Genomic DNA, 13,314 nt, shown 5'->3' on the forward strand with positions numbered 1-13,314 from the left:
CAATGACGAGGAGAACCGTTTGAACGATCGACCGACGGAGCACGCCACGCAGCCAGGCATCATCGAAACCGATCTGCCCGGGCGCCTCGACCGCCTGCCCTGGGGACGCTTCCACACGCTGATCGTGCTCGCGCTCGGCATCACCTGGCTGCTGGACGGACTCGAGGTAACGCTCGCGGGCGCCGTCGCCAGCGCGCTGAAGACGAGTCCGGCGCTGCAATTTTCGAACGCCGACGTCGGCATTGCGGGCAGTGCGTATATCGCGGGCGCGGTGCTCGGCGCGCTGGGTTTCGGCTGGCTGACGGACCGGCTCGGCCGCCGCAAGCTGTTCTTCATCACGCTGTTCCTTTATGCGGCAGCGACCGCCGCCACCGCGTTCTCATGGGATCTCGCGAGTTTCGTGCTGTTTCGCTTCCTCACGGGCGCCGGCATCGGCGGCGAGTACACCGCGATCAATTCGACGATCCAGGAGTTCACGCCCGCCCGGTTGCGCGGCTGGACCGATCTGGCGATCAACGGCACGTTCTGGATCGGCGCGGGCATCGGCGCGGCGGGATCGCTGGTCCTGCTCGACCCCGGCCTGCTGCCGCCCGACTGGGGCTGGCGCGCGTGCTTCCTGATCGGCGCGGTGCTCGGGCTCACGATCCTCTTCATGCGGATGTGGGTGCCGGAGAGCCCGCGCTGGCTCATCACGCACAATCGCGCGGACGAAGCGAAGCAGGTGGTCGAGGAAATCGAGGCCCATTTCCGGCAGCATGGCGTGACGATTCCCGACACGCCCGTCAAGCCGCTGCGCCTGCGCGCGCGCGAGGGCACGCCGCTCAGCGAGGTCGTGCATACGCTCTTCAAGGCGCATCGCAGCCGCTCGCTCGTGGGTCTCACGCTGATGACCGCCCAGGCGTTCTTCTACAACGCCATATTCTTCACCTACGCGCTGGTGCTGACGGACTTCTATCACGTGCCCGGCGATCACATCGGCTGGTACGTGCTGCCGTTCGCCGCCGGCAATTTCCTGGGGCCGGTGCTGCTCGGCAAGCTCTTCGACGTGCTCGGCCGCCGCCGCATGATCGCGTTCACGTATGCGACGTCCGGCGTGCTGCTGACCATCAGCGGCTGGATGTTCATGCACGGCATGCTGAACGTGACGACGCAGACCATCGCGTGGATGGTGATCTTCTTCTTTGCCTCGGCGGCGGCGAGTTCGGCGTACCTGACAGTCAGCGAAACCTTCCCGCTCGAAATCCGGGCGCTCGCCATTGCCGTGTTCTATGCGTTCGGCACGGCGCTGGGCGGCATCATCGGGCCGGCGCTGTTCGGGCATCTGATCGACACGCACGAGCGCGGCGCCGTGTTCGCGGGCTATCTGATCGGCTCGGTGCTGATGATCGCGGCTGCGGTCGTCGCCGGCATCTGGGGCGTCGCGGCGGAGCGCAAGTCGCTGGAAGACGTGGCTCGTCCGCTGTCGGCAGCGGACGAGCAGTAAGGCACGGCGAGATTTATTCGAACGCGCGGCTCCACGCGCCTTCGTACACCGTCTCGCCGAGCGCCTTGCGCACGCGCGGTGCGGCTTCACGCTCCTGCAACGCCTCGTCGAGCTGGCTGGCATCGCCGTGATGACCGACCGCCACCATCGCGATGATCTGCACATCCTCGGGAATCGAGAACGCCTGGCGGAACGCGTCGCGGTCGAAGCCGCCCATCTGATGCGCCGCCAGGCCGAGCGCGTGCGCCTGCAGGACCAGCGCCATCGCGGCCGCGCCCGTGTCGTAGGCGGCCGTGCGGTTGGGCTCGCCCTTCGCCGTGAGCGTCGCGGCCGTCACGCAGACCAGCACCGGCACGTTGCCGTTCCACTTCTGGTTGCCGGGCATGAGCGTGTCGAATGCGCGCTGAAAGGCGGCTTCGTCGCGCTGACGGTCGAACGCGATCAGACGCCACGGCTGCTGATTGCTCGACGAAGGCGCCCAGCGCGCCGCTTCGAACACCTGATGCAGCTGCGCACGACCGACCGGCTCCGTGGAATAGGCGCGCGGACTCCAGCGGCCGGCGATCAGTTCGTGGATGTCGATATCGGTCGGAGCGGGTTTTGCGTTCATGGTTCGAGTCCTAGACGGTTGGATAAACAAGCAGGCCGTCAAGGATAGCAAGTCAAGCGCAGCCGCTTCATTTCACCACTTCAAGTCGCCGCCACGCCCATCGCACGTCCCGCGCGATTGATGCGCAGCACGATCACCGCCGCGACGAGGCACAGCCCGCCCGAAATCATCGTGGCGACCGTATAGCTGCCGAGACTCGAACGCAGCATCCCGCCGCCGAGCGCCGCGAACGCCGCGCCCAGCTGATGTCCCGCCACGACCCAGCCGAACACGATCGGCGCGCTTTCCTTGCCGTAGACATCGGTGGCGAGGCGCACGGTCGGCGGCACGGTGGCGATCCAGTCGAGACCGTAGAACACGGCGAACAGCGGCAGGCCGAAGAAGTCGATGCCGAACGCATACGGCAAGTAGATCAGCGACAGCCCGCGCAGCCCGTAGTACCAGAACAGCAGCACGCGGGCATTGAAGCGATCGGAGAGCCAACCGGACAGCGTCGTGCCGAACAGGTCGAAGATGCCCATTGCCGCGAGCAGGCTGGCGCCCTGCACCGGCGTCATGCCGTAGTCCGAGCACATGGCGATCAGATGCGTGCCGACATAGCCGTTCGTGCTCGCACCGCAGACGAAGAAGCTGAAGAACAGCAGCCAGAAATCACGCGTCTTGCTGGCCATGCCGAGCGTGCTGAACGCGACCTTGATCGGGTTCTTCGGGGCGGAAATGGCGGCGGGCGGCAGATCGGCCTTCTCGCCGACCGGACGCAGCGACAGATCCGCCGGCCGTTCAGGCAGGAGCCACGCGACGAACGGCAGCACGATCACCGCCGCGCCCGCGACGACGAACACGACAGGACGCCAGCCGTAGTGCTCGGAAATCGACGCGAGGAACGGCAGGAACACGAGCTGGCCGGTGGCCGAGCTGGCGGTGAGAATGCCCATCGCCAGACCGCGATGCGTGGTGAACCAGCGGTTGACGATGGTCGCCGAGAGCGTCAGCGCGGCGACGCCCGTCGCGCTGCCCACCATCACGCCCCAGACCAGCACCATTTGCCAGGGCGCGGTCATCATCGACGAGAGCGCGACGCCCGCCGCCAGCGTGGTCAACGCGGTCAATACTGTGCGGCGCACGCCGAAGCGCTGCATCGCCGCCGCGGCGAACGGCCCGGCGAGGCCGTACAGCGCCAGATTGATCGAGATCGCCAGCGAAATCGTGCCGCGCGACCAGCCAAACTGCTTTTCGAGCGGCAGCATCATGACGCTCGGCGTCGCCCGCGTGCCCGCCGCGGCGAGCAGCACGAAAAACACCACGCCCACCGCGATCCATCCGTAATGCATCCGGCCGTTCAGCCGCCTCGCTACCCAATTCATCGCCGCTCCAATCCGTGGTTCCGTTGATTTTTGCCCCGGACGACATCACTCGTTACCGGTCTGTCACATCAGAGTTGCGAGCTTAGTGACCGATCTGTAACATGTCAAGCATGCAGTTCGCATGACGAGGAAGCGACTTTGACACGAACATCCGCGGAACAACCCAAAGGCCCTGCCCGCCGCAGTGTCCGCACGGACGGCGCGACGGCGCAGGAACAGTTGCTGGATGCCGCGCAGGAGCTGTTTTATCGCGACGGTATTCGCGCCATCGGCGTCGATGCGGTCGTGGAGCGCGCCGGCGTCAACAAGATGAGCCTGTACCGGCGCTTCGCATCGAAGGACGAGCTGGTGGTGGCGTATCTCGACCGCATGGACGAGCGCTTTCGGGGACGCTTCGAAGCGAGCGTCGAAAAGCATCCGGGCGAGCCGGTCAAGCAGCTGATCCAGGCGTTCGACGATCTGGTGAAGCGCGCGTCCGCACCCGACTATCGCGGCTGTCCGTTCCTGAACGTCGCATGCGAATTCGGCGATCCGGAGTACGCGGCGCGCGAGCCGGTCGAGCGCAATAAAAAATATCTGATGAATCGGCTTATCGAAATCTCGACGGCGGCGGGGGCTGCCCAGCCGCATGAACTCGCCGATTCCCTCGCGCTGCTGGTCGAGGGCGTCTATGCGAGCAGTCAGACTTACGGCCCGGGCTCCGGTCCGCTGGTCGCGGCGCCGCGCATCGCGCGCATATTGATCAACGCGGCCTGCAAGGCCCAACCCGGACAGGAAAACGCATGAAGCCAGGCAGTTCCTCCGAAGACGTCGTCGCGGCAACGCAGCACTGGCTCACGCGCGCAGTGATCGGACTGAATCTCTGTCCGTTCGCGAAGAGCGTGCATGTCAAGCAACAGATCCGCTACGTGGTGAGCGAGGCGCGCGCGGTGGACGACCTCGTCGTGGAACTGGCCGAAGAGCTTCGCTTGCTGAAGGAGACGGATCCGGATGTCGTCGACACGACGTTGTTCATCACGCCCCACGCTTTCGCTGATTTCGCCGAGTACAACGACGCCCTGTTCTTTGCCGACCGTCTGCTCGGCGACATGGGACTCGCGGGCGAAGTGCAGATCGCGAGTTTCCATCCGCACTATCAGTTCGAAGGCAGCGAGCCGGACGACATCGACAACTACACGAACCGCGCGCCCTATCCGATCTTTCACTTGCTGCGCGAGGCCAGCATCGACCGCGCGGTGGCGGCCTTTCCCGATGCCTCGGATATCTACGAACGCAACATCGACACCCTGCGCCGCCTCGGCCCCGACGGCCTCAATGCGTGGATGAACGATAAAAGCTGATCAATGCGCGGGCGTGAAAAAACGCTCGCGCAACTCATCCAGTCCGAGCGTTTCGAGCACTTCCGACAGCCGTTGCGCCGGCCGCCCGCGCGGCAAGTCCTTGAACTGCGCGACGATCAACTCGTTCTTCATCGAGTGCTCCCAGCCGACGAGTTCCGTCACGCTCACCTGATAACCGTGCGATTCGAGTTGCAGGCAGCGCAGAACGTTGGTGATCTGACTCCCGAATTCGCGCGTGTGCAGCGGATGCCGCCACATTTCCGTCAGCACGTTCTTCGCGAGTGAGTGCCCCTTGTTCTTGCGCAGCACCGAGGCCACTTCCGCCTGACAGCACGGCACGACCACGATGTACTTCGCCTTCCTCTGCAGAGCGAACTGGATGGCGTCGTCGGTGGCGGTATTGCATGCGTGCAGCGCGGTGACGACATCAACCGAAGCCGGCAAGCGGTCGGAATGCATTGATTCGGCCACCGACAGATTCAGGAACGACATCCCGGTAAACCCGAGTCGGGCCGCCAATTCCTCTGACTTTTTCACCAGTTCTTCACGCGTCTCGATTCCAAAGATGTGTGACCGATCGCGCAGAGTCTTGAAGAACAGATCGTAGAGAATGAACCCGAGATAAGACTTGCCCGCGCCGTGATCCACGAGCGATACCGCTCCCTGGCGCGCATGCACGTCGGCGAGCAGCGGTTCGATGAACTGATAGAGGTGGTAGACCTGCTTCAGTTTGCGGCGGCTGTCCTGATTCATCTTGCCGTCGCGCGTGAGGATATGGAGTTCCTTCAGCAGTTCGATCGACTGTCCGGGACGGATCTCGTGTTTGGCGGAGGGATCGGGGCTCTCCGAACCCGGCGCGGGGGACTTCCTGGTCATCGTGAAGGTCTGTCGAAAAAAATAAGGCGGAGCGTGTTTGCGCTGAATGTGCGCTAACCGCTGGTACTCACGCCTGAAAAGGGGAAGTTTACCCAAAAGCGCAAAGACGCTCTGTGTTCCAGCCATCGGCTGATTGGCTGATTGGCTAATGCGTAGCGGCAGAACGCATGGAACAGATTGTGCACCGTCCGACAATGAGGCCATTGGAAGAGACGACACACAGCGCGGCGCCGCATCGCGTACCGGTGCGGCACGCAGGAGCAGCAAGCTGGCAGGCCACGCTTCGACACGCGCCGCGATGTCACCGCACCCGGCTTTGTTACGTAACACCTAAACGCACAGCGCGGCGATGCGACTCGCCGGCGCCACGAACATGAGAGGACGGCGATGGACGCGATCCCCGACAAGAAAGCAGAGAAGCAGTTCCAGGACATGCTCGCAGCATTGACGGCGATGCCCGCGTGGAGCGAGAAGCAGCAACTCGAACTGGAGATGGCCCGAGAGATTTCCGTGGAGATGTTGCGCCTGGCCGAATCGATGCGCGACGGCTCCACTGATATCGAAAGCTGCCTGACCATGCTGAAGTACGCGAAGGTCATGGACTTTGTCCTGACGACGCTGGCCTCGCGCCGCGAAATCGCGCCGCAGACGCTGCGCGTCATCTTCAAGCTGGCTGGTCTGAAAGTCGATGAAGCCTATCCGGGTTGAACGGCGAGCCGGGCATCACGGCTCGCTGAATCCGGTGCGCGTCGCGGACCCGTACCGGCTTCAGCCCTTGCGTCTCGTCATCAGCCGCGCCGCCGACTGACGCATGTGCCGCTGCATCGCGGCCTGCGCCTGTACGGCGTCGCGCGCTTCAAGCGCTTCCAGAATCTCCCGATGCTCGCCCAGTGCGGCGAGCCACGTTTCCTCCCCTTCGAAGTGCCCACGCAAGGTCGATGACAACGGACTATGTCGTTCGTCGTACAGACTGCCGACCGTGCGCACCAGCACGTCGTTGCCGGCCATCTGCGCGATCGCAATGTGGAACGCGCGATCGGCGGCCATCGGCACCTGGCCGTTCGCGACTTCGCGCGCCATCGATTCGTACAGCGCGCGCAGCGCCTTCAACGCCTTCGGCTTGACGAACGGCGCCACGCTCGCGGCAATCGCGCCTTCGATCACGCTGCGCGCGTTCATGATCTCGATCGGGCTTTCGCCGAGCTCCGTCTCGGTGGCCGGAGGCTTGGCGACCGGCGCGGCGACGATATACACCCCCGATCCCATGCGGATCTCGACACGCCCTTCCAGTTCGAGCGCGACCAGCGCCTCGCGCACCGATGGCCGCGATACGCCGAGCCGCTGCGCGAGCTCGCGCTCGGATGGCAGGCGGCCATTCGGCGCGAAATCCTGCTGCTCGATCAACCCGCGCAACTTGTCGGCGATCTGGAGATAAAGGCGGCGCGTCTCGGGAGGTTTCACGCTCACGTACTGGGCTCCTGCTTTCGAGTCGGGGAAAACGTGGATTGTAATCAGCCGAAGGGGACGAGCACCGTAAAACCGCGCTCACCCTCGAACCGGCCGCCTTCAAGTGGCTTGACCAATTCCATTTCGAGCCACTAGTATGCAATCCGGTAAGGCCAGGTTGGCCACTTTTTTTTCCGGCGATCTGGAACCGTTCCCACCTCGATAAACGACCGACGAGCGCTCGCGCCGACGGTCAGAACGGCCCCGCATATTCATGAGCCACCCCATTCTCCAGTTCGGCACGAGCCGATTCTTGCAGGCGCACGTGGATTTCTTCGTCGCCGAAGCGGCGCGGCGCGATCCGGCAAAAGCGCTCGGCAAGATCACGGTCGTGCAGACGACCTCCAGCGCGGACAGCCGTGCCCGCATCGAGGCGCTGAAAAAAACGGGCCGCTATCCGGTGCGGATTCGCGGCCGCCGGCGGGACGAGACCATCGACGCAACCATCGAGTGCGATGCCATCGGCGAAGCGCTGCATGCGGACGAGGACTGGCCGCTGCTCAGGACGCGCATTGAGCGAGAGGTGAAGGTCATCGTCTCGAACACGGCGGATGCCGGCTACGCCCTCTTCGACGAGGACACGCGCGACCTGCTCGACAGCCCGCGCGCGCCGCGCGGTTTCGCGGCGAAGCTCGCGGTGCTGCTGCACGCGCGCTTCGCCGCCGGAGCCGCGCCGATCACGCTGCTGCCCTGCGAACTGGTGTCCCGCAATGGCGACACGCTGCGCGATCTGGTGATCGGCGTGGCGCGCGGCTGGGACTTGAGTGCGGCCTACATCGACTATCTGACGAACGACTGCGTGTGGGTGAATTCGCTCGTGGACCGCATCGTGTCGGAGCCGATCCCGCCGGTGGGCGCGATCGCCGAGCCGTACGCGCTGTGGGCGATCGAGCGCCGGGCGGGCATGGTGCTGCCGTGCGAGCACGAGGACATCGTGATCACCGACGACCTCGCCCACTACGAGCGCCTCAAGCTCTTCCTGCTGAATCTCGGCCACACGATGCTCGCGCAAATCTGGCGCACGCGCGACGCCGCAGCCGACATGACCGTCCTCGACGCCATGCGCGACGCCGCCTTCCGCGATCCGCTCGAAGCGACCTGGCGCGATGAAGTGCTGCCGGTTTTCGCGGCGCTCGGACAACGCGACGTCGCCACGGACTATGTGGCGAGCGTGCGCGACCGTTTCGAGAACCCGTTCCTGGTACACCGGCTCGCCGACATCGCGCGGAACCACGGCGAAAAGAAGCAACGCCGCTTTCAGCCGGTGATCGATCTGGCGCGCGAACTCAAGCTCGATCTCGCGCAGAAGCGTCTGCGCGACGCCCTCGAATCCGCCTGAAGAGCGGAACGACCCTTTTCGAATCACGACGCGCCGCGCCGGCATTGCGGCGACGTCATCAGACATTAAAAGTGCCGCCCCATCACGGAGGAGACAAGCAATGCGCAAAATGCGTTGGGTAGTGATTTTTCTCGCCTTTCTGGCCATCGCGATCAATTACATCGATCGCGCCAACCTCGCCGTCGCGGCGCCGCAGATCGAGAAGGCGCTCAACATCGGTCCCGCCGAAATGGGCTTCATCCTGAGCGGCTTCTTCTGGAGCTACGCGCTGATGCAGATGCCCTTCGGCTGGTTCGTCGATCGCGTCGGCGCGCGCATCGCGCTGCCGCTGGCGGTCGGGTGGTGGTCGGTCTTCACGGCATTGACGGCCGTCGCGACGAGCGTCGCCGGCATGTTCGGCTGCCGCCTGATGCTCGGCATCGGCGAGGCGGGCGCGTATCCGTCGTGCGCGAAACTCGTGTCGCAATGGTTCAGGAAGGAACAGCGCGCGTTCGCCACCAGCATCTTCGACAGCGGCTCGCGCGTCGGCTCCGCGCTGTCGATTCCGGTCGTCGCGCTGATCATCAGCACGTTCGGCTGGGAAGCGTCGTTTGTCATTACCGGCGTGATCGGTTTCGCGTGGATTCTCGGCTGGTTCGTGATCTACCGGAACAAGTCGCGCGGCGACCTGACCGGTGAAACCGATGTCGCGCCGGTGCCGGTCGCGCCGCGCAACAAGGTGTCGTGGGCGTCGCTGTTCAAGTACCGCACGCTGTGGGGCATGATGCTGGGCTTCTTCTGCCTGAACTTCGTGATCTACTTCTTCATCACCTGGTTTCCGAGCTATCTCGTCCAGGCACACGGCTTCTCGCTCAAGTCGCTCGGCACGCTCGGCACCATTCCCGCGCTGATGTCGATTCCGGGCGGCTGGTTCGGCGGCTGGGTCTCCGACGCGCTGTTCAAGCGCGGCTGGAGCCTCACCGCCGCGCGCAAGACCTGCATGGTCGGCGGCATGCTGCTGTCCTCGGTCATCACGCTCTGCGCGTTCGTCGAGAACATCTACCTGATGCTCGCGTTCTTCGGCATCGCCTACGCCAGCCTCGCGTTCGCCGCGGCCAGCATCTGGTCGTTGCCGAGCGACGTCGCACCGACGCCGGATCACGTCGCGTCCATCGGCGGCATCCAGAATTTCGCGTCGAATCTGGCGGGCATCGTCATCACGACCTTCACCGGCGTGATGCTCGCCATCACCAAGGGCTCGTTCGTGATTCCGCTGTGCGTCGCGGGCGGCTTCTGCTTCCTGGGCGCATTCAGCTATCTTGTGATTGTCGGCAAGATCGAACCGCTCAATCGCGCCGAAGAAGAACAGGCGCGGCGCGACAGCCACGCCCCCTCCACGGTCTGAGAACATAAACCATGTCCACCCCACTCAACGACCATGCCGTCATCCGGCTGCATCCGAAAGACGACGTCGTGATCGCGACGCGTCAGCTGGTTTCAGGCGCGCGCATCGCATCTGAAGATCTCGTCGTCGCCGGGCTGATTCCGCCGGGACACAAGATCGCCACCCGCGACATCGCCGCCGGCGAGCCGGTCAAGCGCTACAACCAGATCATTGGCGTGGCGCGTGAAGCGATTGCGCGCGGTCAGCATGTCCACACCCAGAATCTCTCGATGGCCGATTTCACGCGCGAACACGAATTCGGCGTCGATCTCCATCCGACGCCCTTCGTCGACGCGCCCGCCACATTCATGGGCATCCGCCGCGACGACGGCCGGGTGGCGACGCGCAATTTCGTCGGCGTGCTGACGAGCGTGAATTGTTCGGCGACGGTCGCGCGGGCCATCGCCGATCATTTCCGGCGCGACGTTCATCCGGAAGCGCTGGCGGATTATCCGAACGTGGACGGCGTGATTGCGCTGACGCACGGGCTGGGATGCGGCATCGACATGAAAGGCGACGGGCTCGGCATCCTGCGCCGCACGCTCGCGGGTTACGCGGTGCATCCGAATTTCTACTCGGTATTGTTCGTCGGCCTGGGCTGTGAGACGAACCAGATTTCGGGCGTGCTCGAATCGAGCGGGCTCAAGGACGGCGAGAAACTGCGCAGCTTCACCATTCAGGACAGCGGCGGCACGCGGAAGACGATCGAGCGCGGCATCGCGATGGTGAAGGACATGCTGGCGGAGGCAAATCGTGTCACGCGCGAGCCGGTTCCGGCGGCGCATCTGATCGTTGGCCTGCAGTGCGGCGGATCGGACGGCTATTCGGGCATTTCGGCGAATCCGGCGCTGGGCGCGGCAGTGGACAAGCTCGTCGCGCACGGCGGCACCGCAATTCTCTCGGAAACGCCGGAAGTGTATGGCGCCGAGCACCTGTTGACGCGACGGGCCGTCACGCGTGAGGTCGGCGAAAAGCTGCTCGCGCGCATCAAATGGTGGGAGGATTACTGTGCCCGTAACGGCGCCGCGATGGACAACAATCCTTCGGCCGGCAACAAGGTCGGCGGATTGACGACCATTCTCGAAAAATCGCTGGGCGCGGTCGCGAAGGGCGGCACGACGAATCTCGTCGAGGTCTACGAGTATGCGCAGCGCATCGACGCGAAGGGCTTCGTGTTCATGGATTCGCCCGGCTACGATCCGATGTCGGCCACTGGTCAGGTCGCGTCCGGCGCGAATCTGATCTGCTTCACGACCGGGCGCGGCTCCGCCTACGGCTGCGCGCCCTCGCCCTCGCTCAAGCTCGCGACCAATACCGCGCTGTGGGAGCGGCAGGAGGAGGACATGGACATCAACTGCGGCGGCGTGATCGACGGCAGCGCGACCATCGATCAACTCGGCGAACAGATTTTCCAGATGATGCTCGACTGCGCGTCAGGCGTGGCGTCGAAGAGTGAACTGCACGGCTATGGGCAAAGCGAGTTCGTGCCCTGGCAGGTGGGTGTGGTGACTTGATTGCCTCAAGCGGTCGCGGCGTGCTCAGCCATCATCTTCAGGGCGAGCGCTTCCGCGACCTCGATGCCATCGATCGCCGCGGAATAGATGCCGCCCGCATAACCGGCGCCCTCGCCCGCCGGATACAGTCCTTCGACGTTGACGCTCTGATAATCATCCTTCCGACGCAGCCGCAACGGCGACGACGTGCGCGTCTCAACGCCCGTCAGCACGGCATCGTGCATGGCGAAACCTTTGATCTTCTTGTCGAGTTCGGGCAGGGCTTCGCGGATCGCTTCGATCACGTAGTCGGGAAGCGCGGTGCTCAGGTCGGTCGGCTTGACGCCCGGCTTGTATGACGGCGTCACCGAACCGAGCGACGTCGAGGGCCGCCCGGCGATGAAGTCGCCCACCAGCTGGCCTGGCGCGCAGTAATCGTGACCGCCCAGTTCGAAGGCGCGCTCTTCCCACTTGCGCTGGAAGTCGATGCCGGCGAGCGGCCCGCCCGGATAATCATCCGGCGTAATGCCGACGACGATGCCCGCATTGGCGTTGCGTTCGGCGCGCGAGTACTGGCTCATGCCGTTCGTCACGACGCGCCCAGGCTCCGACGTCGCCGCGACCACCGTTCCGCCCGGGCACATGCAGAAGCTGTAGACCGCGCGGCCGTTGCTGGCGTGGTGGACGACCTTGTAGTCGGCGGCGCCCAGTTTCTCGTGTCCGGCGAACTTGCCGAAGCGGCTGCGATCGATCACACCTTGCGGATGCTCGATACGGAACCCGAGTGAAAACGGCTTCGCTTCCATGTAGACGCCGCGGTCATGCAGCATCTGGAAGGTATCGCGGGCGCTGTGGCCGATCGCGAGCACGACGTGATCGCATCGCAGCGTCTCGCCGGACGAGAGACGCAGACCGCGTACCTTGCCGCCTTCGATCTCGATATCCTCGACGCGCTGCTGGAATCGGACTTCTCCGCCTAGTTGATGAATCTCCGCGCGCATCTTTTCGACCATGCTGACGAGCCTGAACGTGCCGATGTGCGGCCGGCTCAAATACAGGATGTCTTCGGGCGCGCCGGCTTTGACGAATTCGTCGAGCACCTTGCGGCCGTAGTGTTTCGGATCCTTGATCTGGCTGTAGAGCTTGCCGTCGGAGAACGTGCCGGCGCCGCCTTCGCCGAATTGCACATTCGACTCGGGATTGAGCTCGTTACGCCGCCACAGACCCCATGTGTCCTTGGTGCGCTCGCGAACGGCTTTGCCACGCTCGAGGATGATTGGACGAAAACCCATTTGGGCCAGGATCAAGCCGGCAAACAATCCACAAGGACCCATGCCGATCACGACGGGCCTAAGTTGCGTCGATTCCGCCGGTGCTTTCGCGACGAAGTGATAGGCCATGTCTGGCGTAGCACCGCAGTGCGGAAGCGGCCGCATTTCGAGACGCTTCAGGACGGGCGCTTCGTCCTGCAATTCGACATCGATGATGTACGTGAGCTTGATGTCTGCACGCTTGCGCGCGTCGTGCGCCCGGCGATACACGTGGAAATGCACGAGTCCTTTGGCCGATACGCCGATCTCGTCGAGACGAGCGACGACCGCAGCTTCAATCGCAGACTCGGGATGATCGAGCGGGAGCTTGATTTCGCTTAGACGTAGCATGGGAACTCGGTAGGCATTTGCCTTGGCGGATACAAAAGAGAAATTCTAGCGCGCGGGGGTTTTGATTTGTTTCCGATCGGCGCGTTATGGTCGAAGCCACGGAGCTGCGCGCGCTGTGGCGCCCTGAAACGCAAAAACCCCACCTTTGTGGGGTGGGGTTTTTGTTTGGAGCATGAGGAGCCTGACGATTACCTACTTTCACACGGGTGATCCGCACTA

Annotated in this window: 12 protein-coding genes; 7 read left to right on the plus strand and 5 right to left on the minus strand. The window is 64.1% G+C overall.

Annotated features, from left to right (window positions below; all coding sequences use genetic code 11):
• The first annotated feature begins 19 nt into the window (after positions 1–19).
• Positions 20–1,483, plus strand: coding sequence for an MFS transporter (locus QCE62_RS13440; RefSeq protein WP_309918693.1), 1,464 nt, complete (start codon positions 20–22; stop codon positions 1,481–1,483).
• Between the two features lie 13 nt (positions 1,484–1,496).
• Here the strand turns inward: QCE62_RS13440 and QCE62_RS13445 are convergent, their stop codons facing one another.
• Positions 1,497–2,093 (minus strand): nitroreductase family protein, encoded by a 597-nt coding sequence (locus QCE62_RS13445; protein ID WP_309918696.1) that lies wholly within the window; start codon positions 2,091–2,093, stop codon positions 1,497–1,499.
• An 80-nt stretch (positions 2,094–2,173) separates the two neighbouring features.
• A complete protein-coding gene (locus tag QCE62_RS13450; RefSeq protein ID WP_309918699.1) occupies positions 2,174–3,457 on the minus strand; it encodes an MFS transporter in 1,284 nt (427 codons plus the stop codon).
• A 138-nt stretch (positions 3,458–3,595) separates the two neighbouring features.
• On the opposite strand from QCE62_RS13450, the gene QCE62_RS13455 reads away from it, so the two are divergent.
• Both QCE62_RS13455 and QCE62_RS13460 read left to right on the plus strand, forming a co-directional pair.
• Positions 3,596–4,243: a TetR/AcrR family transcriptional regulator gene (locus QCE62_RS13455; RefSeq protein WP_309918702.1), complete on the plus strand. Its 648-nt coding sequence runs from the start codon at positions 3,596–3,598 to the stop codon at positions 4,241–4,243.
• Positions 4,240–4,797 (plus strand): DUF1415 domain-containing protein, encoded by a 558-nt coding sequence (locus QCE62_RS13460; protein WP_309918705.1) that lies wholly within the window; start codon positions 4,240–4,242, stop codon positions 4,795–4,797. Before QCE62_RS13455 ends, QCE62_RS13460 begins: the two co-directional genes overlap by 4 nt.
• Here the strand turns inward: QCE62_RS13460 and QCE62_RS13465 are convergent, their stop codons facing one another.
• Complete coding sequence (locus QCE62_RS13465) at positions 4,798–5,673, minus strand: SAM-dependent methyltransferase (protein ID WP_309919844.1); 876 nt, start codon at positions 5,671–5,673, stop codon at positions 4,798–4,800. It lies immediately after the preceding gene.
• 387 nt (positions 5,674–6,060) lie between these two features.
• On the opposite strand from QCE62_RS13465, the gene QCE62_RS13470 reads away from it, so the two are divergent.
• The gene (locus tag QCE62_RS13470; protein ID WP_309810154.1) at positions 6,061–6,381 is read left to right on the plus strand and encodes a DNA-binding protein; all 321 of its coding nucleotides are present in this window, start codon (positions 6,061–6,063) and stop codon (positions 6,379–6,381) included.
• Between the two features lie 60 nt (positions 6,382–6,441).
• Here QCE62_RS13470 and QCE62_RS13475 read toward each other — a convergent pair whose 3' ends face one another.
• Complete coding sequence (locus QCE62_RS13475; protein WP_309810157.1) at positions 6,442–7,140, minus strand: FadR/GntR family transcriptional regulator; 699 nt, start codon at positions 7,138–7,140, stop codon at positions 6,442–6,444.
• A 253-nt stretch (positions 7,141–7,393) separates the two neighbouring features.
• On the opposite strand from QCE62_RS13475, the gene QCE62_RS13480 reads away from it, so the two are divergent.
• The 3 genes from QCE62_RS13480 to QCE62_RS13490 all read left to right on the plus strand — a co-directional run bounded on the left by QCE62_RS13480 (position 7,394) and on the right by QCE62_RS13490 (position 11,455).
• A complete protein-coding gene (locus QCE62_RS13480) occupies positions 7,394–8,518 on the plus strand; it encodes a mannitol dehydrogenase family protein (protein WP_309918708.1) in 1,125 nt (374 codons plus the stop codon).
• Between the two features lie 100 nt (positions 8,519–8,618).
• On the plus strand, positions 8,619–9,902 hold the full coding sequence (locus QCE62_RS13485) for an MFS transporter (RefSeq protein ID WP_309810161.1): 1,284 nt from the start codon (positions 8,619–8,621) through the stop codon (positions 9,900–9,902).
• Between the two features lie 11 nt (positions 9,903–9,913).
• On the plus strand, positions 9,914–11,455 hold the full coding sequence (locus QCE62_RS13490; RefSeq protein WP_309918711.1) for an altronate dehydratase family protein: 1,542 nt from the start codon (positions 9,914–9,916) through the stop codon (positions 11,453–11,455).
• A gap of 5 nt (positions 11,456–11,460) precedes the next feature.
• On the opposite strand, the gene QCE62_RS13495 is transcribed toward QCE62_RS13490, so the two are convergent.
• Positions 11,461–13,095 carry an NAD(P)/FAD-dependent oxidoreductase gene (locus tag QCE62_RS13495; RefSeq protein WP_309918714.1) on the minus strand — a complete coding sequence of 545 codons (1,635 nt, stop codon included), beginning with the start codon at positions 13,093–13,095 and terminating at the stop codon, positions 11,461–11,463.
• Positions 13,096–13,314: the final 219 nt, after the last annotated feature.

It is taken from the genome of Caballeronia sp. LZ033 (assembly GCF_031451265.1).
Lineage (GTDB): Bacteria > Pseudomonadota > Gammaproteobacteria > Burkholderiales > Burkholderiaceae > Caballeronia.